General features: G+C 70.9%; 26 protein-coding genes. 8 read left to right on the top strand and 18 right to left on the bottom strand.

The features are described from left to right. Positions 1 to 33: 33 nt before the first annotated feature. Genes FFT10_RS16540 through aroQ form a run of 5 tightly spaced genes read left to right on the top strand, consistent with a single transcriptional unit; the run spans position 34 to position 4,203 of the window. A complete protein-coding gene (locus FFT10_RS16540) occupies positions 34 to 1,038 on the top strand; it encodes a TRAP transporter substrate-binding protein (RefSeq protein ID WP_137733943.1) in 1,005 nt (334 codons plus the stop codon). A gap of 8 nt (positions 1,039 to 1,046) precedes the next feature. Beyond that, positions 1,047 to 1,919: a shikimate dehydrogenase gene (locus FFT10_RS16535; RefSeq protein ID WP_137734024.1), complete on the top strand. Its 873-nt coding sequence runs from the start codon at positions 1,047 to 1,049 to the stop codon at positions 1,917 to 1,919. A gap of 20 nt (positions 1,920 to 1,939) precedes the next feature. Next, positions 1,940 to 2,824, top strand: coding sequence for a 4-hydroxyphenylpyruvate dioxygenase (locus FFT10_RS16530; protein ID WP_137733942.1), 885 nt, complete (start codon positions 1,940 to 1,942; stop codon positions 2,822 to 2,824). Positions 2,825 to 2,827: 3 nt separating this feature from the next. Then, positions 2,828 to 3,733, top strand: a complete 906-nt coding sequence (locus tag FFT10_RS16525; protein WP_137733941.1) for a sugar phosphate isomerase/epimerase family protein — start codon at positions 2,828 to 2,830, stop codon at positions 3,731 to 3,733. Then, on the top strand, positions 3,730 to 4,203 hold the full coding sequence (aroQ, locus tag FFT10_RS16520) for a type II 3-dehydroquinate dehydratase (protein ID WP_137733940.1): 474 nt from the start codon (positions 3,730 to 3,732) through the stop codon (positions 4,201 to 4,203). Before FFT10_RS16525 ends, aroQ begins: the two co-directional genes overlap by 4 nt. A gap of 6 nt (positions 4,204 to 4,209) precedes the next feature. Here aroQ and FFT10_RS16515 read toward each other — a convergent pair whose 3' ends face one another. The 14 genes from FFT10_RS16515 to FFT10_RS16450 form a co-directional block, all read right to left on the bottom strand. After that, on the bottom strand, positions 4,210 to 5,124 hold the full coding sequence (locus FFT10_RS16515) for a carbohydrate kinase family protein (RefSeq protein WP_137733939.1): 915 nt from the start codon (positions 5,122 to 5,124) through the stop codon (positions 4,210 to 4,212). Between the two features lie 65 nt (positions 5,125 to 5,189). Continuing rightward, positions 5,190 to 6,233, bottom strand: a complete 1,044-nt coding sequence (locus FFT10_RS16510; protein ID WP_137733938.1) for a zinc-ribbon and DUF3426 domain-containing protein — start codon at positions 6,231 to 6,233, stop codon at positions 5,190 to 5,192. Between the two features lie 65 nt (positions 6,234 to 6,298). Further along, the gene (gene prmA, locus FFT10_RS16505) at positions 6,299 to 7,201 is read right to left on the bottom strand and encodes a 50S ribosomal protein L11 methyltransferase (protein ID WP_137733937.1); all 903 of its coding nucleotides are present in this window, start codon (positions 7,199 to 7,201) and stop codon (positions 6,299 to 6,301) included. Position 7,202: 1 nt separating this feature from the next. Continuing rightward, the gene (gene accC / locus FFT10_RS16500; protein ID WP_137733936.1) at positions 7,203 to 8,552 is read right to left on the bottom strand and encodes an acetyl-CoA carboxylase biotin carboxylase subunit; all 1,350 of its coding nucleotides are present in this window, start codon (positions 8,550 to 8,552) and stop codon (positions 7,203 to 7,205) included. Positions 8,553 to 8,572: 20 nt separating this feature from the next. Then, positions 8,573 to 9,034 carry an acetyl-CoA carboxylase biotin carboxyl carrier protein gene (accB, locus tag FFT10_RS16495; RefSeq protein WP_137733935.1) on the bottom strand — a complete coding sequence of 154 codons (462 nt, stop codon included), beginning with the start codon at positions 9,032 to 9,034 and terminating at the stop codon, positions 8,573 to 8,575. Between the two features lie 309 nt (positions 9,035 to 9,343). Next, complete coding sequence (locus tag FFT10_RS16490) at positions 9,344 to 9,895, bottom strand: TlpA disulfide reductase family protein (RefSeq protein ID WP_137733934.1); 552 nt, start codon at positions 9,893 to 9,895, stop codon at positions 9,344 to 9,346. Beyond that, on the bottom strand, positions 9,892 to 10,503 hold the full coding sequence (locus tag FFT10_RS16485) for a hypothetical protein (RefSeq protein ID WP_137733933.1): 612 nt from the start codon (positions 10,501 to 10,503) through the stop codon (positions 9,892 to 9,894). Before FFT10_RS16485 ends, FFT10_RS16490 begins: the two co-directional genes overlap by 4 nt. A 53-nt stretch (positions 10,504 to 10,556) precedes the next feature. Further along, entirely contained in the window at positions 10,557 to 11,354 is a 798-nt protein-coding gene (locus tag FFT10_RS16480) for a transglycosylase domain-containing protein (protein ID WP_137733932.1), read from the bottom strand. Between the two features lie 2 nt (positions 11,355 to 11,356). After that, entirely contained in the window at positions 11,357 to 12,241 is an 885-nt protein-coding gene (gene aroE, locus FFT10_RS16475; RefSeq protein WP_137733931.1) for a shikimate dehydrogenase, read from the bottom strand. Next, positions 12,238 to 13,173 (bottom strand): energy transducer TonB family protein, encoded by a 936-nt coding sequence (locus FFT10_RS16470; RefSeq protein WP_137733930.1) that lies wholly within the window; start codon positions 13,171 to 13,173, stop codon positions 12,238 to 12,240. Before FFT10_RS16470 ends, aroE begins: the two co-directional genes overlap by 4 nt. Positions 13,174 to 13,203: 30 nt before the next feature. Continuing rightward, positions 13,204 to 15,198 carry a ribonuclease catalytic domain-containing protein gene (locus tag FFT10_RS16465; protein ID WP_137734023.1) on the bottom strand — a complete coding sequence of 665 codons (1,995 nt, stop codon included), beginning with the start codon at positions 15,196 to 15,198 and terminating at the stop codon, positions 13,204 to 13,206. An 83-nt stretch (positions 15,199 to 15,281) separates the two neighbouring features. Next, a complete protein-coding gene (locus tag FFT10_RS16460; RefSeq protein WP_137733929.1) occupies positions 15,282 to 16,355 on the bottom strand; it encodes a PLP-dependent cysteine synthase family protein in 1,074 nt (357 codons plus the stop codon). After that, on the bottom strand, positions 16,352 to 17,092 hold the full coding sequence (gene fabG, locus FFT10_RS16455; RefSeq protein ID WP_137733928.1) for a 3-oxoacyl-[acyl-carrier-protein] reductase: 741 nt from the start codon (positions 17,090 to 17,092) through the stop codon (positions 16,352 to 16,354). Before fabG ends, FFT10_RS16460 begins: the two co-directional genes overlap by 4 nt. After that, on the bottom strand, positions 17,083 to 17,673 hold the full coding sequence (locus FFT10_RS16450; RefSeq protein ID WP_137733927.1) for a YqiA/YcfP family alpha/beta fold hydrolase: 591 nt from the start codon (positions 17,671 to 17,673) through the stop codon (positions 17,083 to 17,085). The genes fabG and FFT10_RS16450 overlap by 10 nt, the downstream gene beginning before the upstream one ends. A 48-nt stretch (positions 17,674 to 17,721) precedes the next feature. On the opposite strand from FFT10_RS16450, the gene FFT10_RS16445 reads away from it, so the two are divergent. After that, positions 17,722 to 18,396, top strand: a complete 675-nt coding sequence (locus FFT10_RS16445; protein ID WP_137733926.1) for a 3'-5' exonuclease — start codon at positions 17,722 to 17,724, stop codon at positions 18,394 to 18,396. Between the two features lie 333 nt (positions 18,397 to 18,729). On the opposite strand, the gene FFT10_RS16440 is transcribed toward FFT10_RS16445, so the two are convergent. Next, the gene (locus FFT10_RS16440) at positions 18,730 to 19,596 is read right to left on the bottom strand and encodes an intradiol ring-cleavage dioxygenase (RefSeq protein WP_137733925.1); all 867 of its coding nucleotides are present in this window, start codon (positions 19,594 to 19,596) and stop codon (positions 18,730 to 18,732) included. 101 nt (positions 19,597 to 19,697) lie between these two features. Beyond that, complete coding sequence (locus FFT10_RS16435; RefSeq protein WP_137733924.1) at positions 19,698 to 20,453, bottom strand: SDR family oxidoreductase; 756 nt, start codon at positions 20,451 to 20,453, stop codon at positions 19,698 to 19,700. A 163-nt stretch (positions 20,454 to 20,616) separates the two neighbouring features. Between FFT10_RS16435 and FFT10_RS16430 the strand changes: the two genes are divergently transcribed. Continuing rightward, a complete protein-coding gene (locus tag FFT10_RS16430) occupies positions 20,617 to 21,912 on the top strand; it encodes a cytochrome P450 (protein WP_137733923.1) in 1,296 nt (431 codons plus the stop codon). A gap of 15 nt (positions 21,913 to 21,927) precedes the next feature. Here FFT10_RS16430 and FFT10_RS16425 read toward each other — a convergent pair whose 3' ends face one another. Then, positions 21,928 to 23,136, bottom strand: a complete 1,209-nt coding sequence (locus FFT10_RS16425) for a urate hydroxylase PuuD (protein WP_137733922.1) — start codon at positions 23,134 to 23,136, stop codon at positions 21,928 to 21,930. A 243-nt stretch (positions 23,137 to 23,379) separates the two neighbouring features. Then, positions 23,380 to 23,736: a hydroxyisourate hydrolase gene (gene uraH / locus FFT10_RS16420; protein ID WP_137733921.1), complete on the bottom strand. Its 357-nt coding sequence runs from the start codon at positions 23,734 to 23,736 to the stop codon at positions 23,380 to 23,382. A 75-nt stretch (positions 23,737 to 23,811) separates the two neighbouring features. On the opposite strand from uraH, the gene FFT10_RS16415 reads away from it, so the two are divergent. Further along, positions 23,812 to 24,540 (top strand): GntR family transcriptional regulator, encoded by a 729-nt coding sequence (locus FFT10_RS16415; protein WP_137734022.1) that lies wholly within the window; start codon positions 23,812 to 23,814, stop codon positions 24,538 to 24,540. Positions 24,541 to 24,557 lie beyond the last annotated feature (17 nt).

Here is a 24,557-nt window from a genome sequence, read left to right as displayed (position 1 = left end):
CCCGCACTGCCCCGTTCAACAAGGAGACAACCCATGATCCGCTTTGCCCGCCGTGCCGTCCTGGCCGCCATCGCCGTTGCCACCCTGGCCGCCACCGGCGCCGCCCAGGCCCAGGAGCGCAGCTTCAAGTTCGCGCTGCAGAACCCCAAGGGCCATCCGCTGGAGATCGGCGCGCAGAAGTTCGCCGAGCTGGTGGCCGCCAAGAGCGGCGGCAAGATGAAGGTCAACGTCTTCGCAGGCGGCACGCTGGGCGGTGATGCGGCCAATGTCTCGGCGCTGCAGGGCGGCACCATCGAGTTCGTGCAGCTCAACTCGGGCATCCTGGCCAGCCAGGTCAAGGACTTCGAGGTCTTCGACTTCCCCTTCCTGTTCGCCAGCGCCAAGGAGGCCGATGCGGTGGTCGACGGCCCGGTGGGCCAGAAGCTGCATGCCAAGCTGGCCGAGAAGGGCATCATCGGGCTGGCCTATGTGGAGCTGGGCTTCCGCAACATCACCAACAGCAGGAAGCCGATCAACACGGTCGAGGACATCGCCGGCCTGAAGCTGCGCGTGATCCCGAACGCCATCAACATCGACTGGGTGAAGGCCCTGGGCGCCAACCCGACGCCGATGGCCTTCCCCGAGGTGTATGCCGGCCTGGAGCAGAAGGCCATCGACGGGCAGGAGAACCCGCTGTCGGTGATCCTGGCCAACAAGTTCTTCGAGGTGCAGAAGAACCTGGCGGTGACCAACCACCAGTACAACCCGCAGTCCATCATCTTCAGCAAGAAGGTCTGGGACACGCTGACCCCGGCCGACCAGAAGATCCTGCAGGACGCCGCCAAGGAAACCAGCGCCTTCCAGCGCAAGGTCAACCGCGACAAGTCGGCCGACGACCTGCAGGAGCTGAAGAAGGCCGGCATGGCGGTGACCGAGTTCAGCCCCGCCGAGCAGGCCAAGCTGCGCGCCAAGCTGGAGCCGGTGGTGGCCAAGCATGGCGCCGCCATCCAGGCCACGGTGGCCGAGGTGCAGGCCGAGCTCGCCAAGCTGCGCAAGTGAGTCTGACGGTGCCCGCCACGCCATCCAAGCTGCTGCTCGGCCTGATCGGTTCGGGGATCCAACGGTCCCTGACCCCGGCCATGCAGGAGGCCGAAGCCGCGGCCCAGGGCCTGCGCGCGCACTACCAGCTGATCGACCTGGACCAGGCCGGCGTGGGCGTGGACGCGCTACCCGGGCTGATCCAGGCCGCCAAGGTCATGGGTTATGCCGGGCTGAACATCACCTACCCTTGCAAGCAGGCGGTGATTCCGCTGCTCGATGGCCTGTCGGACGAGGCGCGGGCCATGGGCGCGGTCAACACCGTGGTCTTCCATGGCGGCCAGGCCATCGGCCACAACACCGATGGCAGCGGCTGGGCCTGGGGCTTCACCCGCGCGCTGCCCGATGCCGACCTGTCGCGGGTGGTGCTGCTGGGCACCGGCGGCGCCGGCTCGGCCATCGCCCATGCGGTGCTGGGCCTGGGGGCCAGCCGGCTGATGCTGGTGGACACCGACGGCGCCCGCGCCCAGGCCCTGGCCGACAGCCTGAACGCGCTGTACGGCGCCGGCCGGGTGAGCGCCGGCACCGAGGCCGCTGCCGTGGTGCCCGGCGCCACCGGCCTGGTCCACGCCACGCCCACCGGCATGGCCAAGCTGCCCGGCCTGCCGCTGGATGCGGCGTTGCTGCGGCCCGGCCTGTGGGTGGCCGAGGTCGTCTACTTCCCGCTGGAGACGGCGCTGCTGCAGGCCGCCCGCGCCGCCGGCTGCCCGGTCAGCGACGGTGGCGGCATGGCCGTGGGCCAGGCGGTGGGCGCGTTCGAGCTGTTCACCGGGCGCGCGGCCGACGAAGCCCGCATGCGCGCCCACTTCCTCGACATGGTCGCTGCCCGCGGCAGCGACTGAGCTTTCAACGGACCTGCACCATGACCGCTGACACCCTGCGCGACCGCGAAGCCATCGGTGCGCTGCCCAACCCGCTGGGGCTGGACGGCATCGAGTTCATCGAATACGCCACCAGCCGGCCCCAGGCCCTGGGCCAGGTGCTGGAGATGATGGGCTTCCGCCCGGTGGCGCGCCACCGCTCGCGCGAGGTGCTGCTGTACCGCCAGGGCGGCATGAACGTGGTCATCAACGCCCACACCGCCGACCGGCCGACGCACCACGCACCCACCGAGGTGCCGACCATCACCGCCATCGCCCTGCGGGTGCGCGATGCCGCCGCCGCCTACCAGCGTGCGCTGGACCGCGGCGCCTGGGCCGTGCCCACCCAGGTGGCGGTGATGGAGCTGAACATCCCGGCCATCCACGGCGTGGGCGCCAGCCGGCTGTACTTCGTCGACCGGTACAAGGATTTCTCCATCTGGGACGTGGACTTCGTGCCCATCCCCACGGTGGACCGGCAGCCGCCGGCGCTGGCCGGGCTGCACTGGTTCGGCATCGTGCAGTACATCGGCAGCGACCGGCTGGACGACTGGACCGCCTTCTACCGCGAGCTGTTCGGCTTCGACGAACTGCCCGCCGGCCAGCGCTTCGGCATCCTGCCCAAGGGCCGCATCCTGCGCAGCCCCTGCCGCAGCTTCTACCTGCAGCTGATCGAGCCCGACGCCGGCCTGGCCGAGGGCGACGGCGCCGAATGCCTGCAGCGCATGGGCCTGGGCACGCCCGATGTGCCGGCGGCGGTGGCTGCGCTGCGCCAGCGCGGCGTGGACTTCGTCGATGCCGCCGGCCTGCAGGTGGCGCAGCGCGGCGCGCTGACAACCCCCTGGCTGGGCGGCGTGATGTTCGAGCTGGTGCAGAACCGGGGCTGAGCCATGACGCAGACCACCGGCGCCATCGACGACTTCGGCATGGACACGATCACACTGGCCGGCAGCCTGGAGAACAAGCTGCAGGCCATGCGCGATGCCGGCTTCAGCCAGGTGATGCTGAAGGCCAACGACATCGTCGGCCATGCCGGCGGGGTGGATGCGGCGGTGCGCGCCGTCAAGGCCAGCGGCCTGCGCGTGACCGGCTTCCAGGTGCTGCGGGATTTTGAAGGCCTGTCTGGCCACCTGCATGCCTACAAGGTCGACATCGCCAAGGCCATGCTGGAGATGGCCCATGCGCTGGGCGCACCGCTGCTGCTGGCCTGCAGCAGCACCAGCCAGCACGCCACGCAGGACCTGGACGCCATTGCGCGCGACCTGCGCAAGCTGGCCATGCTGGCCGTGCCGATGGGCATCCAAATCGCCTACGAGGGCCTGAGCTGGGGCCGCACGATCAACGAATACACCACCGCCTGGGACGTGATCTGCCGCGCCGATGCGCCCAACCTGGGCATCGGCATCGACAGCTTCCATGCCTTTGCCACCAACACGCCGCTGGACGGGCTGGACGCGCTGGACGTGCGCAAGATCTTCCTGGTGCAGCTGTCGGACTTCATGTGGCAGGAGACCCGCACGGTGGAAGAGCGCATCAGCACCGCGCGCACCTTCCGCGTCTTCCCCGGCGAGGGGGTGCACAGCACCCAGGTGGCGGATCTGGTGCTTCGGCTGGCGGCGCTGGGCTACCGCGGCGACTACAGCTTCGAGGTCTTCAACGACGACTACCAGCAGATGCCGCTGCCGATGGTGGCCCAGCGCGCCCGCGCCTCGGCCCGCTGGCTGGGCGAGGAGGTGCTGCGCCGCTCGGTACCATTGCCCAACCGCATGCGGCTGAAGGCCGCCACCCCATCATGAATACGACGCTGAAGATCCTGGTGCTCAACGGGCCCAACCTCAACCTGCTGGGCACCCGCGAGCCGGCGGTCTACGGCCACACCACGCTGGCCGATGTGGAGGCGCTGTGCCGCGCCGCCGCCACCGAGCGCGGCGCCGAGGCCGACTGCCGGCAGAGCAACCACGAGGGCGTGCTGCTCGACTGGATCCACGCCGCCGGCGTGCAGCACCGCGCCGGCGCGCTGGCCGGCATCGTCTTCAATGCCGGTGCCTACACCCACACCAGCGTGGCCCTGCACGATGCCATCAAGGGCAGCGGCGTGCCGGTGATCGAGGTGCACATCAGCAATGTGCACGCCCGCGAGGCCTTCCGCCACCACAGCTACATCTCGCCGGCGGCCGCCGGCATCGTGGTCGGCTTCGGCATCGACGGCTACGTGCTGGCCATCGACGGTCTGGTGCGCAAGGCGAAGGCCGCCAAGGCGGCCTGACCAGGCTCAGGCGGCGGCGATCAGCGCGGCCGGAATCGTGTGGTTCTGGCCGCCGCGCTGGGCGATCTTGATGGCGCCCACCTGGTTGCCCAGGGCCACGCAGCGCGCCAGCGGCCAGCCCAGGCTCAGGCCATGTAGCAGGGCAGCGCGGAAGGCATCGCCACAGCCGGTGGGATCGACCACGGCATCGGCCTTCACGCCCGGCACATGGGTGCGCTGGCCGTGGATCCACAGGTCGCAGCCCTCGGCGCCCAGCGTCACGATCAGGCCCTGCAGGTTGGGCGTCTGCGACAGCGCCTCCAGCGTGGTGCCCATGCGCTCGCACAGCATCGCCGCCTCGTAGTCGTTCACCGCCACCCAGGTGGCCTGGGCGACGAAGTTGCGCAGCTCGTCGCCGTTGAACATCGGCAGGCCCTGGCCGGGGTCGAAGACGAACGGGATCTTGGCTGCCGCCAGCTGGGCGGCATGGCTGAGCATCGCGTCGCGGCCGTCGGGCGCGATGATGGCCAGCTGGATGTCGCCGCGGTCGGCGGGCACCACGGTGTTGTGGGCCAGCTGCATGGCGCCGGGGTGGAAGGCGGTGATCTGGTTGTTGTCCTCGTCGGTGATGATCATGCACTGCGCGGTGTAGGTGTCACCGGCGCGCAGCACCTGCGAGGTGTCCAGGCCCCAGTCCTGCAGGCGCTGGAGGTAGTCGCCACCATCGTTGCCCAGCGCGGCCATCACCAGCGGCTGGCCACCCAGCAGGTGCAGGCTGTAGGCGATGTTGCCGGCGCAGCCGCCGTACTCGCGCCGCATCGTCGGCACCAGGAAGCTGACGTTCAGCATGTGCACCTTGTCCGGCATGATCTGCTGGGCAAAGCGGCCGGGGAAGTTGGTGATGGTGTCGAAGGCGAGCGAGCCGCAGATCAGGACGGACATGGTGGTGGGGCGGCCTCAGTGGCGGCAGGTTGGAGTGAGCGGGGGGCTGCGGGCAGCAGTTGCCCTCAGGGATAGAAGAGTTCCAGCGTGTAGCCTTCGACGCGGCGCTCACTGGTGGACATCAGCACCTTGATCGGCATTTCCTGGCCGGGCTGTAGCGACGTCTGGGCCACGCCCAGCTCGGCCAACGGCAGCACGCGGCGGGCCACCAGCTGGCCTTGCGGATCGGTCAGGGTCAGGTCCAGCGCCGGCACCATCACCGCGGTGTCGGCCCGGTTGCGCAGCACCAGCTGCAGCCGGTAGAGCGGCGAGCCTTCCAGCCGGTTCAGGCCCGAGCTTTCCACCGCCAGCTGGCCGATGCGCCGCAGCGGCTGCACGCTGCAGCCGGCCAGCTTGCACAGCGCCTGCAGCGCCGGTGCGCTTGGCGGCAGGTGGGCGGCCAGGCTGTCGCGCCACAGCAGGGCCGCCTGCAGCAACACGCCCAGCGCCAGCACCACCACGCCGGCCGCCAGGCCCAGCCGCACCAGGGGCTGGCGCCAGACCGCCGCACGCTCGGCCTGGCGCAGGAAGCTGGGCGCGGCCTGCACCGGGCTGGCCTGCACCGGCGCCAGGGCCGGGCTGGCCGCCGCCAGCATCGGCTCGGCCACCGCCACCACCGGGGCAGGGGCCGGCGCGAGCGAGGGGCCGTCATCGACCTGCGGTGCCGGCTCGGCCACCGGTGCCGGCGGTGGCACATGGTCGGTGATGATGATGGGTTCGTCGGGCTCGTCGACGGTCTCGCGCGAGGGCGCGCGCAGCAGCACGCCCTCGGGCAGGTCGGCGGCCATCGGCGGCGGCTCGAACTGGGGCTCGAACCGCGGATCGGGCCGGGCGTCCGGCGTGGGGGCGGCCAGCGGCGCCGTGGTGTCGGGGCCGCCGCCGGGCAGTGGCGCGGCAGGCGGCAGGTCCAGCCGCATCGGCGCGCCGGTGTCGATGTCGAACAGCACCTCGGCGGCATTGAACACGCCGTTGCAGCGGCCGCAGCGCACCCAGCCGTCGGAGGCCAGCAGTTGCTCCTCGCCGACACGGAACACCGTGCCGCAGGACAGGCAACGCGTGGCCAGGTTCATGCGTGGAGGGGTGGCTGGGGGTGCATCGGCGGCGTGATGATGCCAGGGCTGCGCCGCGGTCGGCCTCAGGCCGGCCGGCGGGCCGTCATCAGGATCCAGCCGTCTTCGGTGTCGGCCACGTCCAGCGCCAGCCAGGGCGCGTAGGCGGCCTTCAGCTCGTCGGCCTGACGCTCGAGGATGCCGGCCAGCACCAGGTGGCCGCCCGGCGCCACATGGCCGGCCAGCAGCGGCGCCAGCAGCTTCAGCGGCGTGGCCAGGATGTTGGCCAGCACCAGCGGGTAGGTGCCGCCGGCGCGCTCGGGCAGGCCGGCAGTCAGCGTCACGCCATTGGCCTGGGCATTGGCCTCGGTGGCGGTGACGGCGGCGGCATCGATGTCGACCGCATCGATGCCCTGGGCCCCGTGCAGCGCGGCGCCGATGGCCAGGATGCCCGAGCCGCAGCCGTAGTCCAGCACCCGCGTCCAGCCCGGCGCCAGCGTGGCGGCCTGCCGGGCCGTCCAGCGCAGGCACATGCGGGTGGTGGGGTGGGTGCCGGTGCCGAAGGCCAGGCCGGGGTCGAGGCGGATGACCTTCTCCGCCGCCGGCGGCGCCTCGTGCCAGCTGGGCACGATCCAGAAGCTGGGCGTGATCTCCACCGGTGCGAACTGGCTCTGCGTCAGCCGCACCCAGTCCTGGTCTTCCACAGCACGCAGGGCCAGCACCGTCATGCTGGTGGCCCAGTCCTGGGCGCGCAGCAGGGTGGCGGCCTCGGTGGCGGCGGCCTCGGTCTCGAACAGCGCGGTCAGGTCCGAGCGCTGCCAGCCTTCCTTGGGCGCCGGCATGCCGGGTTCGCCGAACAGCGCCTGCTCGGCCGCCGTGCCGGCATCGGCATCGGCCACCGACACGCTCAGCGCGTCCAATTCGTCGACCAGCGCCTCGCTGACGGCTTCGACCAGCGACTCGGGCAGCCGCAGCACCAATTCATGCATGTCAGCGCTTCCTGCGTTCCAGCCAGCCTTCCAGGTAATGGATGCTGGTGCCGCCCTCGACGAACTTGGCATCCACCATCAGCTCGCGGTGCAGCGGGATGTTGGTCTGGATGCCTTCGATCACCGTCTCCGACAGCGCAGTGCGCATGCGCGCCAACGCCTGGTCGCGGGTGTCGCCGTGCACGATGATCTTGCCGATCATCGAGTCGTAGTTGGGCGGCACGGTGTAGTTGGTGTAGGCATGGCTGTCCACCCGCACGCCCGGCCCGCCCGGCGGGTGCCACATGCTGATGCGGCCTGGGCTGGGGGTGAACTTGTACGCGTCTTCGGCGTTGATGCGGCACTCGATGGCGTGGCCGCGCATCTGGATCTGCCGCTGGGTGAACGGCAGCTTCTCGCCGGCGGCCACGCGGATCTGCATCTGCACGATGTCGATGCCGGTCACCATCTCGGTCACCGGGTGCTCCACCTGCACCCGGGTGTTCATCTCGATGAAATAGAACTCGCCGTTCTCGAACAGGAACTCGAAGGTGCCGGCACCGCGGTAGCCGATCTTCTTGCAGGCGGCCGCGCAGCGGTCGCCGATGCGCTCGATCACCCGGCGCGGGATGCCCGGCGCCGGTGCTTCCTCGATGATCTTCTGGTGGCGGCGCTGCATGGAGCAGTCGCGCTCGCCCAGCCACACCGCATTGCGGTGCTCGTCGGCCAGGATCTGGATCTCCACATGGCGCGGGTTCTGGAGGAATTTCTCCATGTACACGCCCGGGTTGCCGAAGGCCGCGCCGGCCTCGGTGCGGGTGGTCTGCACCGCATGCAGCAGGGCAGCCTCGGTGTGCACCACCCGCATGCCGCGGCCGCCGCCGCCGCCGGTGGCCTTGATGATCACCGGGTAGCCGATGGCGCGGGCCGCCTGCACGATGGCCTTGTTGTCCTCGGGCAGGGCGCCTTCGCTGCCGGGCACGCAGGGCACGCCCGAGCGGATCATGGCCTGCTTGGCCGACACCTTGTCGCCCATCAGCCGGATGGACTCGGGCGTGGGGCCGATGAAGGTGAAGCCGCTCTTCTCCACCCGCTCGGCGAAGTTGGCGTTCTCGCTGAGGAAGCCGTAGCCGGGGTGGATGGCTTCGGCATCGGTCACCTCGGCGGTGGCGATGATCGCCGGCATGTTGAGGTAGCTCTGCGCCGACGGCGCCGGACCGATGCACACCGCCTCGTCGGCCAGCTTGACGTACTTGGCCTCGCGGTCGGCCTCGGAATAGACCACGACCGACTTGATGCCCATCTCGCGGCAGGCCCGCTGGATGCGCAGGGCGATCTCGCCCCGGTTCGCAATGAGGATCTTCTTGAACATGGTGCCGCCAGCGCGCGCCGTCACTCGATGACGAACAGCGGCTGGCCGAACTCGACCGCGGCACCGTTCTCGGCCAGCACCCGCACGATGGTGCCGGTCTTGTCGGCCTCGATCTCGTTCATGATCTTCATGGCTTCGATGATGCAGATCGATTCGCCTTCCTTCACCGACTGGCCGACGTCGACCAGCGGCTTGGCGCCGGGGCTGCTGGCGCGGTAGAAGGTGCCCACCATCGGGCTCTTGACGATGTGGCCGGTCTGCTCGGGCTCGGCCGGTGCGGCGGCGGGCGCTGCAGCGGCGGGCGCCATGGCCACCGGCGCGGCGGCCGGGGCGGGTGCCATCATCATCATCGGCGTGCCGGCCGCGCCGGGCGCGCCGGCCTTGACGATGCGCACCTTGCCTTCGGCTTCGGTGATTTCCAGTTCGGAGATGTTCGATTCAGACACCAGGTCGATCAGTGTCTTCAGCTTGCGCAAGTCCATGGGGTTGAACTCCAGGTGGGGTGGCACGGCGGCCGTGGCCGGTGCCTGACAGACGGGCGGGGCGGGCAGTGCCATCGTTGGCAGCGCCGGGCCGGATCGGGCAGAAAGTGGTTTGGAAGTTGGCAGCTACTGCCGCGTACAGCCGTCAAAGAGCGCGAATTGTGTCACAGGCTGCTGGCCTGGGGCGCGCTTTGGGGTGCCCTTGCGGGTTTCTGTGGAATAACGCAGATGCCGGCAGTTGCCGACGTCATGTTGCCGCGATGGCGGCGAGATCGCCGAACTTCGCAAAAACCGACCGAGGCGGTGTTGTCAGGCCTGCTTCGCCCAGCCGGCCAGCTCGTCGTAGGTGGTCTCGCCGCGCTTGCGCTGCAGCACCTGGCCGTTGGCGCCGATCAGCACGCTGAACGGCAGCGCGCCCTGGGCATTGCCCAGGCTGCGCACCAGCTCGGTACCGGCCAGGCCGGCCAGGCCGATCGGGAAGCCCACCTTGACCTTGGCGAGGAACGCCCGCACCGGCGTCGGCCCGTCGATGGCCAGGCCCACCACCTGCCAGCCCCGGGACTGGAAGGCCTGGTGGAAGCGGTCCAGCTCCGGCATTTCCTTCACGCAGGGCGGGCACCAGGTGGCCCAGAAGTTCAGCAGCAGCGGCTTGCCGCGCAGGCCGGCGAACACCAGTTCGCCGCCCTCGGGCCGCTCCAGCCGCAACGCCCACAAGGCGGCCAGCGCGGCCGCGTCGCCCGGCTCGGCGCCTGGCGCCGTGGCAGTCACCGCCTGCTGGCGCCACCAGGCGGCACCGGCGCCGGCCGCCGCGGCGGCCACGGCCACGCCGCCGACGAGCAGGTGGCGTCGGGAGCTGGTCATGGCGTCGCCTCGGCGGGTTCGGCCAGCAGGCGGCGCAGCCCGGCAACGTCGCCGCGCCAGCTGCGGCCGCGGGCGTCGGGCTTGAGCGCGCCGCGCAGGTCGTCGTGGTCCAGCACCGTGAGGAACAGGGTCACCGTCTCGCCCAGCTCGGCGCAGCGGCTGGCGATGCTGAGCATGTCGACCTGGCCGCCACGGGGGTCGGGCCGGCTGCCGACGTCGTAGTCGACACCGTGGTTGATCAGCGCCAGTTCGGCCGACTTGGCATCGTCGCAGTACAGGTCGAGGTGGATGGCCGACAACCGGGTGGCGGTGCCGCGCCACACCGCGCCCGACAGGTGCGGCCGGAATTCGGCCAGCCGCTCCATCCACACCAGCGCCAAGCGGCGCAGCGCCTGCAGCTCGGCGGGCTGGGTGTCGGCGCAGAAGATCGCGATGTGCTCGCGCACCTGGTCTTCCACCTGCTCATTGCTGGGCAGCTCGGATTGCCGGGCGTGGGTGCGGCCCAGGCTGCGCAGCGCCTTGCGCTTGGCCTGGGCGTATTCCATGCCTTCGTCCACCACCAGCCGGGCGGCGGCAGCGGCGATCTCGTCGGTCAGGGCGGCTGGCATGGGCGGGATTGTGCCCGGCGGGCCGGGCCTGGGTGCGCGTCAGGGCAAGGCGGTCAGGGCAGGTCGACGCCACCCATGCGCGCGGCGATGGTGGCCGCGCGGCTTGCCACGTAGCCCGAGCCGGGGTTCTTCTCGAAGCGCTTGGGTGCCGGCAGCATCACCGCCAGCCGCGCTGCCTGGCCCGGGCCCAGCTGCGCCGCATCGACGCGGAAGTAATGCCGCGCCGCCGCCTGGGCGCCGAACAGGCCCTCGCCCCATTCCACGTTGTTCAGGTAGATGGCCAGGATGCGCTGCTTGCTCAGCAAGCCTTCGAGCATGAAGGTGAGCACGAACTCCTGCGCCTTGCGCAGCACCGTGCGCTCACCCGACAGGAACAGGTTCTTGGCCAGCTGCTGGCTGATGGTGGAGCCGCCGACGATCTTGGGCACCACCGCCGGCCGCGGCTTGGCAGCCGCGGGGCTGTCGGGCGGGGGGGCACGCTTCGCCAGCTGGGCGTTGCGGCGCTCGGCCGCGGCCTCGGCGCGCTGGTTCTTCTCCCAGGCGGCTTCCAGCGCATCCCATTCCACGCCGCTGTGCTCGGCAAAGCCGGCGTCCTCGCTGGCGATCACCGCGCGTTTCAGGTGGGCGGCGATGCGGTCGTTGTCCACCCAGTCCTGCGCCCAGGCGACCTGGTGCTTCTCCACCGCCAGCCGGATGATCTCGCTGCGCTGGAAGGTGGTGGATTGCGGATCGACCACCAGCATCAGCGCGATGCGCGCCAGAAAGAACAGCTGCAGTGCCAGCGTGCACACCGCCACCAGGGCCAGCCCGCGCAGCAGGTGGCCGCCCAGGCCCCGCGACTTGCCCGCCATGCTCAGCCCTTGGCCGCCAGACGGGCGCGCAGGGCCGCCAGCACCGGCGGGGTGTCGGGCATGACGCCACGCCACAGCTGGAAGGCGCCGGCCGCCTGCTCGACCAGCATGCCCAGGCCGTCGCGCGCAGTGGCGCCGTGGGCTTCGGCCCAGTCCAGGAAGGGCTGGGCCGCGGGCCCGTACATCAGGTCGATGGCCAGCGCGCCGGGTCGCAGCACCGCCGCCGACACCGGCACGCCGGCGCCCGCCAGGCTGCTGGCGCTGCTGTTGAGCACCACGTCGAAGGCGCTGCCCGCAGCGTCCAGCCCGGTGGCTGCCAGCGCCACGCCGTGCCTGTCGGCCCAGGCCGCGTGGCGCTGCACCAGCTGCACCGCCTTGTCCCGCGTGCGGTTGGCCACGGTGACCGACGCGCAGCCGGCCTCGATCAGCGGCCCCAGCACGCCGGCTGCCGCGCCGCCCGCGCCGATCAGCAGCACCCGCTGGCCGGCCAGCGGCACGCCGGCATGCTGCTGGATGTCGCGCACCAGGCCGGTGCCGTCGGTGTTGTCGGCGAACCAGCCGTCGGCGTCGAAGCGCAGCACGTTGGCGGCCTGGGCCAGCACCGCACGCTCACTCGCCCGGCTGGCCAGCGGCAGCACCTGGAACTTGAACGGCACGGTGATGTTGCAGCCCCGCGCCGGCCCCAGGCCGGCTTCCGCGTCGGCGCTGGCGATGAAGGCGCGCACCGTGGCTTCGAACGCGTCCAGCGGGCTCTCGATGCGGCCATAGGTGATGGCTTCGCCGGTCTGGCGGGCGAATTCCGCATGGATGAACGGCGACTGGCTGTGCGCCACCGGGTGGCCCAGCACCGCATAGCGGTCGGGCAGCGGGGGATTGGCAGGATTCATGGCGGCCTGGATTGTGCGTTGCCGGCCGGTGGAGCCGCGGCAGCGGCAGCCTCGGCGCCGGGCGCCTGGTTCGACACCATCGTCGCTTCCAGCCCCTCGTCGCGGGTGAAGCGGAAACGCGAGGTGATGACGATCTGGTCGGTCTGCTCGCGCAACTCGGCATTGAAGCGGGCGAACGGCGCCGCCCGCTGCACGATGGCCACCGCCCGCCGGTCCAGCAGCGCATTGCCCGAGCCGCGCACGATGTCGGCCTCGATCAGGCGGCCGACGGCGTCGACCGTGATGTTCATCGTCAGCTCGCCGTAGAGCTTGCGGCCGTTCGCCTCGGGGAAGTCGCGGGTGCCGCGCTCCTCGATGCGGCGGCGCAGCCGGTCGTAGTACAGCGCATAGGCCACCTCGCGGGTGGCCGGGCTCACATAGCGCTTGCGCGGGGCGGCGCTGTCGTCGTTGATGCGCTTCTCGATCTCGGCCAGCAGCTTCAGCAACTGGCGGCGGCGTTCTTCCTGCTCGCGTTCCTGCGGCGTGCCGGTGTCGCGGCGCGGGTCGGGCGGTGGCAGCAGGGCCATCTCGCGGCGGATCTGCGCCAGCAACTGCTGCTGCTGGTCCTGCAGCTGGTCGACACGCTTGCGGGCCTCGTCGGGCGCATTGCCCATCTCGGCCTGCGGCATGGCCGGCAGCGGCGAGGTGGCGCGGCCCTCGGCCTGGTCGCCACCGCCGGCCAGCGCCGCCTGGGCCAGGGCCTTGGCCTCCGGCGGCGTCTCGCTGGATTGGGCATTGACCAGGATCACCTCCAGCGGCGTGGCGCGGAACAGCCGGTCGAAACTGGCCGGATCGGCCCAGCGCCAGCCGATCAGCGCCGCATGCACCGACACCGACACCGCCAGGGCAGCATGCAGCGTGGTGATGCGGCTGCGGGTGCGTCGCCCGGGCATGGCGGAGGGCCGGTCGGCGTGGCGGGTGGATCAGCCCGCCGGCACGGCGGGGGGCGTGTCGCCCTCGGGTGCCTGGGCATCGCCCAGGTCGATGGCCAGCGCCAGCGGCGCGGCGGCAGCGGCCTCATCGTCGTCGCCGGCCTCGTCGGCGGCTTGGGCGGCGGGCGCGTCATCCAGCCGGCTGGCCAGGTTGGCATGCAGGTCCAGCGTCAGCAGGTCGATGCCGGTGATGCGCACCCGCACATGGGCATTGCGCGGCAGCGCCTCGCAGCCCAGGGCCTTGAAGACCAGCGGCAGGGTGTCGGCGCGCACCAGGCCGTCCTTCAGGGCCACGCCGTCCAGCTCGGCGATGCTGTTCTGCTGCAGCCAGCGCAGCGTCCAGAAGCGCTCGATGGCGCGCTGGAAGTCGTTGTAGGCGGTGTAGGCGGCGTCGAACTGCGAGATCACCGAGAACAGCATCGCGTCCTTGGGCTTGAACGGCGCCACCAGCGCGGCGGTGCGGCCATGGCGGGCGGCGGCGATGATCTGCCACTGGTTCACCAGGTCGACATAGCGGCGCAGCGGCGAGGTGGCCCAGGTGTACTGCGGCACGCCCATGCCGGCATGCGGCGCCGGCTTGGTGCCCATGCGCACCTTGATGCCTGGCGCCATGCTGGCCTGGCTGCGGTAGATGCCGGGCACGCCGTGCTCGGCGATGAAGCCGCCCCAGTGGCAGTTGGCCAGGATCATCGCCTCGCTGACGATCAGGTCCAGCGGTGCACCGCGCTTGCGCTCGCTGATGCGCACCGTCTCGTCGCCGTCGGGCTCGCCGTCGTTCCCATCCAGCCGGAAGTTGTAGTCGGGCCGGTTGAAGTTCTCCGGCTTGCCGCGCACCACCTCGCGCTGGGCCTTCAGATGCCGCGCCAGGCGGAAGCAGAAGGCCAGCTCGGGGGCAAACGGGTACGCGGCCACCGAGTCGCCGGTCAGCGCCGATTCGGTGACCACCTCGTCGAGCTGGTCATGGCGCAGGTTGGCGGCGATCGGCACCCGCTCGATGCGGGTCTCGGCGCCGTTGAGCGCCAGCGTGGCTTCGTCGAAGCGGAAGTACACGCTCACCGCCGGGCAATCGCGGCCCTCGATCAGCGTGTAGGCCTGCACCACGGCGTCGGGCAGCATGGTCAGCTTGCGGCCGGGCATGTAGACGGTGGACAGCCGCTCCCGCGCCACCTTGTCGATCGGCGAATCGGGCGCGATGGCCAGCGCCGGCGCGGCGATGTGCACGCCGAAGATGATCTCGCCCGTGCCCAGGCCGTTGACCGACAGTGCGTCGTCGATCTCGGTGGTCTGTGAATCGTCGATCGAGAAGGCCTGCACCGGCGCCAGCGGCAGCTCGTCCTTGATGGCCGGTGCGGCCAGCGCCGGGAAGCCGGTGCCCTTGGGAAAGCTGTCGAACAGGAAGCGCCGCCAGTGGAACTGGTAGGGGCTGTCGATGGCGCCTGCTGCCAGCAGCAGGTCCAGCGGTGCCTTCTGCGCCCGCTGGGTGGCGGCCACCACCGCCTTGTACTCGGGGCCGTTCTTGTCTGGCTTGAACAGGATGCGGTACAGCTGCTCGCGGACCGGGGCCGGGCAGCGGCCGGCGGCCAGCTCGGCGGCCCATGCCTCGATCATCGCGGCCTGCTGGGCCCGGCGCTCGATGGCCAGCAGCGCGGCCTTGACGATCTCTTCCGGCGCCTTCTTGAACTGGCCCTTGCCGGCGCGGCGGAAGTAGTGCGGCGCCTCGAACAGCCGGAACAGCATGGCCGCCTGCTGCTCGGGCCCGGCGCTGGCCGAGAAATAGTCGCGCGCCAGGTCGGCAAAGCCGAATTCACCCTCCGGCGCAAACTCCCAGGCCATCTCCAGGTCGATGTCGGCGGCCTGGGCCTGGGCAGCGGCCAGCAGCGCCGCCGGCTCGGGCTTGGCAAAGCGCAGCAGCAGGTTGGCGGTCTTCACCTTCACGCGCTTGCCGGAATCGAGCTCGACTTGCACCGAGGCATCGGTTTCCGACATCACACGGCCGGCGAGGAATTTGCCAGCGTCATCAAACAGGGCGTAGTTCACCACCGGGATTGTCCCATCCCGGGGCGGCGGGCTCAGGCGCCGTGGCTGTCCCGGATGCCGGCCGCGCCGTCCAGCCCCTGCGCGGCCAGCCAGCCGGGGGCGAACAGGGTGTCGTCGTAGCGTTCGCCGGCGTCGCAGAGCAGGGTGACGATGCTGCCGGCTTCACCACGCGCTGCCAGTTCCCGCGCCAGGTGCAACGCGCCGGCGAAGTTGGTGCCGGTGGACGGCCCCACCCGCCGGCCCAGGCGCTGCGACAGGTCCAGCGCAGCGGCAAAGCTCAGCGCATCGGGCACACGCAGCATGCGGTCGATCACCGGCGGCAGGAAGCTGGGCTCCACCCGCGGCCGGCCGATGCCCTCGATGCGGCCGCGCTCGGCGCTGACGACATCGCGCCGGCCCTGCACGAAGGCGTCGAAGAACACGCTGCGCTCGGGGTCGACCACCGCCAGCCGGGTGGTGGCCAGGGCGTCGCGTCGGTAGCGGATGTAGCGGCCGATGGTGGCGCTGGTGCCGCCGGTGCCCGCGCCCACCACGATCCAGCGCGGCAGCGGGTGCGGCTCCAGTGCCAGCTGGTTGAACAGGCTCTCGGCGATGTTGTTGTTGCCGCGCCAATCCGTCGCCCGCTCGGCATGGGTGAACTGGTCCATGTAGTGGCCGCCGCGCTGGGTGGCGATGGCCTCGGCCTCGGCATACACCCGGGCGGCCGGCACCTCCACGCACTGGCCGCCGTGGAAGGCGATCTCCTGCAGCTTGCGCGCGGCCGTGCCCTGCGGCACCACGGCGACGAAGGGCAGGCCCAGCAGCTTGGCGAAGTGGGCCTCGCTGATGGCGGTGGACCCGGACGACGCCTCGACGATGGTGGTGCCCGGCCCGATCAGCCCGTTGCACAGGCCGTAGAGGAACAGCGAGCGGGCCAGCCGGTGCTTCAGGCTGCCCGACGGGTGGGTGGATTCGTCCTTCAGGTAGAGCGTGACGCCCGGCGCCTCCGGCAGGGCCAGCGGGATCAGGTGGGTGTCGGCGGAGCGGCGGGCATCGGCCTCGATGCGGCGCAGCGCCTCGGCCACCCAGGCGCGGCGGGCGCTGTCGCCGGCGGTTGCCGTCGTCACACCGTCATCCCGCCCGACACTTCGATCACCGCGCCGTTGACGTAGCTGGCCTCGTCGCTGGCCAGGAAGGCATAGACGTTGGCGATCTCCTCCGGCTTGCCCAGGCGGTGCAGCGGCACCTGCTCGCGCATCTGCTGCAGCACCTTGTCGGGGATGGTGGCGAGGATCGGCGTCTCGACGAAGCCCGGCGCCACCGCGTTGACGCGGATGCCCTTGGGCCCCAGTTCGCGGCTCCAGGTCTTGGTGAAGCCGATCACGCCGAACTTGCTGGCCGCATAGTTGGTCTGGCCGAAGTTGCCGTAGATGCCCACCACGCTGCTGGCGTTGAGGATCACGCCCGAGCCTTGCGCCACCATGGTGGGCAGCACCGCCTGGCTGGCATGGAACACGCCGCGCAGGTTGACGTCGATCACCGCGTCGAACTGCTCCAGCGTCATCTTCTGCAAGCGCGCGTCTTTCGTGATGCCGGCGTTGTTGACCAGCACGTCGATGTGGCCGTAGTGGTCCTTCACCGCGGCCACCATGGCGTCGATGGCGGCGCGGTCGGTCACGTTCACCGCATAGCCCTGGGCCTGGGCGCCGCGGGCGCGCACCATGGCCAGCGCGGCATCCACGCCGGCGGGCTTCATGTCGCAGACGATGACGGTGGCGCCTTCCTCGGCGAACTTCAGCGCCGTGGCCAGGCCGATGCCCTGGGCGGCGCCGGTGATGATGGAAACCTTGTTCTTCAGTCGCATAGCTTCAGAAACTCCAGCACGAAGGGGAGGTGGTCGTCGAAATCCGACAGCGCATGGTCGCTGCCGGGCAGCAGGCGGATGTGGGCACCGGGGTAGCGGCCGGTCATCTCCTGCCAGCTCAGCACCTCGTCGCCCTGGGCGATGACGGCGGCATAGCGTTGCGGCCGGGTGACGGCGGGCACGGTGAGGGCGCGCAGTTCGTCGATGAAGGCGGGGTCGAAGAAGAAAGTCTCCTCCGGCGCGTGGAACTGGGTCTGGGTGCCGATGTGGCGGGCCAGGTCGCGTGCCGGGTCCACCGCCGGGTTCAGCAGCACCGCCGGGCAGCCGGTGGCCTCGGCCACCGCGGTGGCGTAGAAGCCGCCCAGCGAGCTGCCCACCACCACCATCTCGGCCACGGGCCAGGCGGCCGTGCCCTGCTGGATCAGCGCCCAGGCGGCGGCCGGCGAGGGCGGCAGCTGCGGGCACCACCAGTGGACATCGGGCCGGTGCGCGGCCAGCCAGGCGGCCATGCGCTGCGCCTTGAACGAGGCCGGCGACGACCGGAAGCCGTGCAGGTAGAGCAGGTGGGTGGTGCCGGGCATGGCGCCATTGTCTGGCAGGCCGCCGGCGGCGCCCGCCGACAATGCGGCATGGCAAACCAGCAGTCAGACGACACCCCGGTGGCGGTGATCGACTTCGAAACCACCGGCATGAGCCCCGGCCAGGGCGCCCGCGCCACCGAGATCGCGGTGGTGCTGGTGCGCGGCGGCCGCATCGTCGACCGCTATGCCAGTCTGATGCACACCGGTGTGTGGGTGCCGCCGTTCATCGAGCAGCTCACCGGCATCAGCAACCGCATGCTGGCCAGCGCGCCGCCGGCCGACGACGTGATGCGCGCCGTGGCCGACTTCACCCGTGGCTGTGCCCTGGTGGCGCACAACGCCAGCTTCGACCGTGGCTTCTGGCAGGCCGAGCATGCGCTGGCCGGGGTGGACGAGGAGGTGCAGCAGGCACCGTTCGCCTGCACCCTGCTGCTGTCACGCCGCATGTACCCGGAGGCGCCGAACCACCGACTGGGCACGCTGGCCCAGTGGCACGGCATCACCCCCACCGGCCGCGCCCACCGCGCCCTGGCCGATGCCGAGATGGCCGCCGAACTGTGGCTGCGCATCGTGCGCGACGTGCAGACGCGCCACGCAGCCGAGGTGCCGTTCGGCCTGCTGTGCCAGCTGCAGCGCGTGCCACGCCAGCAACTCGGGCGGGCGGTGGCGAGGTACTTCTCCGAGGCCGGCCGCGCTGCTGAGTCGGTTGCTTCGGGCTCGTAGCGGAAGTTGCCGACTTGCCATCTTCGGCGCGAGGCCGAGGGCGTCGTGTACCTGGCCGACTCCGTGTCATTCCGGGCCTTCGGCCCTCCCTTCTTTACCTACGTCGGCCAGGCACCCGACGCCCTCGTCCATCCACGGTCACCGCATGCGGCGCACACCTCGGTGGTGGTTGAGCGTCGGGGCGGGTGGGCCTGTTTTGCGGAAGTAGGGGAGGAGTCCTATGCGCCGCTTGCGGCGTGTAGGACGGTGGACATGGAGCAAAACAGGCCCACCCGAACCGGCGCGATCGCTCAAACCATGCGACCGCAACGAGCCCCAAGCGGCCCGGGCCACTCAACCAGCCACGCCCACCTGCAAGGTGGCGGCATAGCCCGTCGCCACGCTGCCGGTGACCGTGGCCATCTGCAGTGACACGCCGTCGCTGAAGATGTTGTCGCTGGCCAGGCTGATGGCGGCCAGGTTGGCGGCGCTGCCGCTGTAGCCCGACTGGGCATACACCGCCTGGCACACCGCCTGCGGCAGCGCCAGCTGGCTGGTGCGCACGTCGTTGCTGCCGCTGGTGGCCTCGGCCAGGGTGCGGAACACCTCGAAGTGGATGTGCGGCCAGCGGCCGCTGTAGCAGCCCGGCACGATGGTGGTGAAGCGCAGCTGGCCGTTGGCATCGCTGACCTGCACACCGCGCAGGTAGTTCTGGTGGACCACGCTGCTGCTGTACATCGAATAGTCGCCGCTGGCATCGCAGTGCCACAGGTACACCGCATGGCCGGCCAGCGCGGCGCAGCTGGCACTGGTGTTCACTAGCGTCAGCGTGATCGTCAGTGGCACGCCGGCGGCGGTGCCGCTGGCGCTGCCGATGCTGCTGCGGATGTCGCTGCGCACGATGCCGCTGAGCAGCAGTGCATTGGCCACGCCGTTGCCGTTGCTGTTGGTGCCGTCGCCCGGGTAGGGGCCGGCGGTCTCGGCGGGGATGGTGCTGCAGCTGCCGGTGGTGGTGGTGGTCGTACCGCCGCTGGTGGTGTCGGTGATGCTGGTGCCGGCATCGTCGCCACCACCGCCGCAGCCCAGCAGCGGCAGGCTGCCGGCCAGGCCGAGACCGCCCAGCAGCCGCAGCGTCAGCCGGCGCCTGCGGGCCTGGACATCGGTGTGCCGCTGCAGCAACGGCCAGTCGGCGCGCAGGCCGTGGGGGTGATCGTCGAACATCGTGCAGGCTCCCTCATCCATGGATGTGCCGCTCTCTCCGGCGGCGGGACACATTGCAAAGCCTGCGGTTTGCCGCCGTGTTGCGGCCGGGTTGCGCTGCGTCAGCGCGCGCCCGCCACATCCACGATGGCGCCGGTGGTGTAGCTGGCCTCGGCCGACAGCAGCCACAGCACGGCCGCGGCAATCTCGTCGGCCGTGCCCGGCCGGCCCATCGGGATGACCGCTGCCGCCGCCTGCGGCCGGTGGCGGTCGCCGCTGTCGGCATGGATGTCGGTGTCGATGATCCCGGGGCGCACCGCGTTGACGCGGATGCCCTCGGCCGCGAGTTCCTGCGCCAGGCCGATGGTGAAGGTGTCGACCGCACCCTTGCTGGCGGCGTAGTCCACATACATCGCCGGCGAGCCGATGCGCGCGGCCACGCTGCCCAGGTTGACGATGGCACCGCCGCTGCCGCCGTGGCGGGTGCTCATGCGCCGCACCGCCTCGCGGGCGCACAGGAAGCTGCCGGTCAGGTTGACGGCCCACATGCGCTGCCAGCGGGCCACGTCCATCTCGTCGAGCCGCGCCTTCATCGCCACGATGCCGGCGTTGTTGACCAGGCCGGCCAGCGGGCCGAGCTCGGCATCGACGCGGTTGAACATCGCCAGCACCGCGGCCTCGTCGGCCACATCGGCCGCCACGGTGATGGCGCGCCGGCCGGCGGCACGCACATCGGCGGCCACGGCCTCGGCGGCGGCGGCATCGCGGGCGTAGTTGATGGCCACGTCCCAGCCGCGGGCAGCGGCCAGGCGGGCGGTGGCGGCGCCGATGCCGCGGCTGGCACCGGTGATCAGCAGGACGGGGGCGGAGGTGGTCATGGCAGCAGGCGCCAGCCGGGCGCGTGGGTGAACGGACAGGGTGGGGCAGGATGCCGGGTTACCAGGGTTGTCCCCAGGGCCGCGGCTGGGCGAGACTCCAGGGTTTCGCCGCCGGGCCGATGTTGGCACGGCCATGCCAGCCCTCTGACCAGCCCCGCCCGCCATGCACAGCACCGAGATTGCCGCCGCCCGCACCGACTGGGAGGCCGAACGCCAGGCCGCCGACGCCCGCGCCCGCGCCGAGGCCTTGGCGGTGCCGCTGGACCAGATCGACGTGACCAAGCCGCGGCTGTTCCAGGACGACAGCATCGGCCACTACTTCGCCCGCCTGCGCCGCGACGCACCGGTGCACTGGCACGAGAACGCCTACTACGGCGGCTTCTGGTCGGTCACCCGCTACAACGACATCATGGCGGTGGACACCAACCATGCGGTGTTCTCGTCCGACTGGACCAACGGCGGCATCAGCCTGTTCGACGGCCCGATGGACGCGCGGCTGCAGATGTTCATCGCGATGGACCCGCCCAAGCACGACGAACAGCGCAAGAGCGTCAGTCCCATCGTGGCGCCGGCCAACCTGGCGGCGCTGGCCGGCACCATCCGCCAGCGCACCCAGGCGGTGCTGGACAGCCTGCCGCGCAACGAGCCTTTCGACTGGGTGGACAAGGTGTCGATCGAGCTGACCACCCAGATGCTGGCCACGCTGTTCGATTTCCCCTTCGAGGAGCGGCGCCTGCTCACCCGCTGGTCGGACGTGGCCACCTCGGTGCCCGGCACCGACAAGATCACCGCCAGCCCCGAGGCCCGCCTGGCCGAGCTGGGCCAGTGCGCCGCCTACTTCGGCAAGCTGTGGAACCAGCGGGTCAATGCCGCGCCGGGGCCCGATCTCATCAGCATGCTGGCCCACAGCCCGGCCACGCGGAACATGAGCCCGCAGGAATTCCTGGGCAACATCCTGCTGCTGATCGTCGGCGGCAACGACACCACCCGCAACAGCATGAGCGGTGGCGTGCTGGCCCTGCACCAGCACCCCGGTGAATGGGCCAAGCTGCGCGCCAACCCGGCCCTGGTCGACAGCCTGGTGCCCGAGATCATCCGCTGGCAGACGCCGCTGCCGCACATGCGCCGCACCGCGCTGGCCGATGCCGTCATCGGCGGCCAGCAGATCCGCAAGGGCGACAAGGTGGTGATGTGGTACCTGTCGGGCAACCGCGATGAATCGGCCATCGACAACCCCGAGGCCCTGGTGATCGACCGGCCGCGGCCGCGCCAGCACCTGAGCTTCGGCTTCGGCATCCACCGCTGCGTGGGCAACCGCCTGGCCGAGCTGCAGCTGAAGATCCTGTGGGAGGAGATCCTGCAGCGCTTCCCGCGCATCGAGGTGGTGGGCGCGCCGCAGCGCACGCTGTCGAACTTCGTGCGCGGCTACACCCACCTGCCGGTGGTGATCCCGGCCTGACAGCCGGCGCCACCGTCAGGGCCCGGGCGCCCCGGCCTCGTACCAGCGCTTGATCAGCTGGCGCTCGGCGTCGGTGATCTGGGTGGCGTTGTTCATCGGCATCAGCTTCAGCACCGAGGCCTGCTGGTAGACCGCCTGCGCCTGCTGCTGCAGCAGCGCGGGCGTGTGCAGGGCCACGTTCTTCTGCTGCACCTGGGCGTTGTGGCACAGCACGCAGCGCTGTTCCACCACCGCGCGCACCTCGGCAAAGCTGGCCGGCTGGCTGGCGGCGGCCTGGGCCGCGGCCGATGGTGGTGCCGGCGCCAGCCAGATGGCCAGGCCCACCAGCAGCACCGTGCCGACGATGGCGTGCTCCCACGGCGCGCGTTTCCCGAGCACATGGGCCTTGTGGCGGGCGACGAAGCTGTGGCGGATCAGCGCGCCGGCCAGCATCAGCAGCACCAGCACCGCCCAGTTGTGCGGGCCCTGGTACAGCCAGCCATAGTGGTTGCTCAGCATCGCCACCAGCACCGGCAGGGTGAAGTAGGTGTTGTGCACGCTGCGCTGCTTGGCGCGCTGGCCGTGGATCGGGTCCACCGGCTCGCCGGCCTTCATCTGCTTGATCACCGTGCGCTGGCCGGGGATGATCCAGAAGAACACGTTGGCGCTCATCGCCGTGGCGATCATGGCGCCCACCAGCAGGAAGGCCGCCCGCCCGGCAAACAGCTGGCAGGCCGCCCACGAGGCCAGCACGATGGCCACCAGCACGCCCAGGCCCACGATCATGTCGCCGTTCTTCTTCTGGCCGAAGGCGCGGCAGATGGCGTCGTAGACCAGCCAGAACGCCGCCAGGAAGCCCAGCGCCGCGGCGATGGCCGTGCCCGGCGCCCAGGCGAACACCGTCTTGTCGACCAGGAAGCTGCCGGCGTTGAACAGGTACAGCACGGTGAACAGCGCAAAGCCGGTCAGCCAGGTGCTGTAGGCCTCCCAGTAGAACCAGTGCAGGTTGGACGGCAGGCTCTTGGGCGCCACCATGTACTTCTGCGGGTTGTAGAAGCCGCCGCCGTGCACCGCCCACAGCTCGCCATCCACGCCCTTGGCCTTCAGGTCGGGCGCGGTGGGCGGGGTGAGGCTGCTGTCGAGGAAGACGAAGTAGAACGACGAGCCGATCCAGGCGATGGCTGTGATCACATGGGCCCAGCGCAGCAGCAGGTTGGCCCAGTCGAGCAGGTAGGTGGTGTCCATCAGGCGGTCAATGGTCGGAGAAGCACCACCGTGGCGCAGGGCGCACGGCGGCCGGGCTTCTCCTCACCACAGCGGGCTCTGTGAGGCAGGGGTGTCGCAACCGCAGGGCGGCCGGTTGATTGGCCGGCGTCCGCGGGCGCCGCGGCGACAGGGTCAAAGTGTATACACCTCAGGGCCTGGTGTGCACGGGACCACCCCGCCGCACCCGCCCGGCACGGCGATGCAATCGCCATGCCCGGCAGGTCACGAGCCGCGGTAGGTGCTGTAGCTCCAGGGGCTGACCAGCAGCGGCACGTGGTAGTGGCCGGCGGCATCGGCAATGCCGAAATCCAGCTGCACCGTGTCGATGAAGGCCGGGTCGGGCAGTTCCACGCCGCGGGCGCGGAAGTAGGGCGCCACGGCAAACAGCAGCCGGTAGCGGCCGGCGGCCATGCTGGCGGCATCCAGCAGCGGGCCGCCGGGGGCGCGGCCGTCGTCGTTCAGCGCCATGGTCTGCAGCGTCTGCGTGCCGCTGTCGGTGATGCGCTGCAGCGTCACCTGCATGCCGGCGGCCGGGCAGCCGTTCATCGTGTCGAGCACATGGGTGCTGAGGTGTCCCATCGGAATCCTTGTGGTGCGGCGCCGGCTGGGCGCGGTGTGCAAAAGTGTATACACTTTGCGGGCGCCGTCCAGCACCTGCACTCCCCGCCAGCAGCTTCCGTGCCCCAGCTTGCCACCACCGCCGCCCCGCGCCGCAACCCGGCCGGTGCCACCGAGCGCATCGTCGAGTCGATCACCACCGCCATCGTCGAGCGGCGGCTGATGCCCGGCACCAAGCTGGTGGAGCAGAAGATCGCCGACATCTTCCATGTCTCCCGCACCATCGTGCGGCAGGCGCTGAACCAGCTCAGCCGCGACCACCTGGTGGTGCTGGAGCCGGCCCGCGGCGCCTTCGTGGCCACACCCAGCGTGGACGAGGCGCGCCAGGTGTTCGAGGTGCGCGCCATGCTGGAAGTGGCGATGGTGCGCAGCCTGTGCGCGCGCATCACCGATGCCCAGCTGGCCGAACTGCGCGCGCACCTGCAACAAGAGCAGGCGGCGGTGGCGCGGACGGACGTGCCCGGCCGCACCCGGCTGCTGGCCGATTTCCACAGCAAGCTGGCGCAGAGTGCCGGCAATGCGGTGCTGGCGCAGCTGCTGGCCGACCTGCTGCGCCGCTCGTCGCTGATCGCGCTGATGTACCAGAGCGCGCTGTCGGCCGGCCAGTCGCAGACCGAGCATGTGCAGATCGTCGACGCCATCGCCCGGCGTGATGCCGACGTTGCCGCCGCGCTGATGGCCCGCCACCTGGCCAGCGTGGAACACAACCTGCATCTCGACCCCCGCACCCCCGACCTGGCCGCCGCACTGCGCCCGGCCGCGTGACCCGCACCCTCCGACCA

It is taken from the genome of Pseudaquabacterium pictum (assembly GCF_005403045.1).
In the GTDB taxonomy this organism is placed as follows: Bacteria; Pseudomonadota; Gammaproteobacteria; order Burkholderiales; family Burkholderiaceae_C; genus Pseudaquabacterium; species Pseudaquabacterium pictum.
This window is presented reverse-complemented; position numbering and strand designations above follow the sequence as displayed.

Coding starts and splice junctions, on each gene's coding strand:
- FFT10_RS16490 (WP_137733934.1), bottom strand. CDS start 9,895: ATGACCAGCTCCCGACGCCACCTGCTCGTCGGCGGCGTGGCCGTGGCC.
- FFT10_RS16540 (WP_137733943.1), top strand. CDS start 34: ATGATCCGCTTTGCCCGCCGTGCCGTCCTGGCCGCCATCGCCGTTGCC.
- FFT10_RS16480 (WP_137733932.1), bottom strand. CDS start 11,354: ATGGCGGGCAAGTCGCGGGGCCTGGGCGGCCACCTGCTGCGCGGGCTG.
- FFT10_RS16515 (WP_137733939.1), bottom strand. CDS start 5,124: ATGTCCGTCCTGATCTGCGGCTCGCTCGCCTTCGACACCATCACCAAC.
- FFT10_RS16450 (WP_137733927.1), bottom strand. CDS start 17,673: ATGCCCGGCACCACCCACCTGCTCTACCTGCACGGCTTCCGGTCGTCG.
- prmA (WP_137733937.1), bottom strand. CDS start 7,201: ATGCATGAATTGGTGCTGCGGCTGCCCGAGTCGCTGGTCGAAGCCGTC.
- FFT10_RS16485 (WP_137733933.1), bottom strand. CDS start 10,503: ATGCCAGCCGCCCTGACCGACGAGATCGCCGCTGCCGCCGCCCGGCTG.
- FFT10_RS16435 (WP_137733924.1), bottom strand. CDS start 20,453: ATGACCACCTCCGCCCCCGTCCTGCTGATCACCGGTGCCAGCCGCGGC.
- aroE (WP_137733931.1), bottom strand. CDS start 12,241: ATGAATCCTGCCAATCCCCCGCTGCCCGACCGCTATGCGGTGCTGGGC.
- fabG (WP_137733928.1), bottom strand. CDS start 17,092: ATGCGACTGAAGAACAAGGTTTCCATCATCACCGGCGCCGCCCAGGGC.
- FFT10_RS16510 (WP_137733938.1), bottom strand. CDS start 6,233: ATGAACCTGGCCACGCGTTGCCTGTCCTGCGGCACGGTGTTCCGTGTC.
- FFT10_RS16445 (WP_137733926.1), top strand. CDS start 17,722: ATGGCAAACCAGCAGTCAGACGACACCCCGGTGGCGGTGATCGACTTC.
- accB (WP_137733935.1), bottom strand. CDS start 9,034: ATGGACTTGCGCAAGCTGAAGACACTGATCGACCTGGTGTCTGAATCG.
- accC (WP_137733936.1), bottom strand. CDS start 8,552: ATGTTCAAGAAGATCCTCATTGCGAACCGGGGCGAGATCGCCCTGCGC.
- FFT10_RS16440 (WP_137733925.1), bottom strand. CDS start 19,596: ATGTTCGACGATCACCCCCACGGCCTGCGCGCCGACTGGCCGTTGCTG.
- FFT10_RS16470 (WP_137733930.1), bottom strand. CDS start 13,173: ATGCCCGGGCGACGCACCCGCAGCCGCATCACCACGCTGCATGCTGCC.
- FFT10_RS16430 (WP_137733923.1), top strand. CDS start 20,617: ATGCACAGCACCGAGATTGCCGCCGCCCGCACCGACTGGGAGGCCGAA.
- aroQ (WP_137733940.1), top strand. CDS start 3,730: ATGAATACGACGCTGAAGATCCTGGTGCTCAACGGGCCCAACCTCAAC.
- FFT10_RS16465 (WP_137734023.1), bottom strand. CDS start 15,198: ATGTCGGAAACCGATGCCTCGGTGCAAGTCGAGCTCGATTCCGGCAAG.
- FFT10_RS16525 (WP_137733941.1), top strand. CDS start 2,828: ATGACGCAGACCACCGGCGCCATCGACGACTTCGGCATGGACACGATC.
- uraH (WP_137733921.1), bottom strand. CDS start 23,736: ATGGGACACCTCAGCACCCATGTGCTCGACACGATGAACGGCTGCCCG.
- FFT10_RS16425 (WP_137733922.1), bottom strand. CDS start 23,136: ATGGACACCACCTACCTGCTCGACTGGGCCAACCTGCTGCTGCGCTGG.
- FFT10_RS16530 (WP_137733942.1), top strand. CDS start 1,940: ATGACCGCTGACACCCTGCGCGACCGCGAAGCCATCGGTGCGCTGCCC.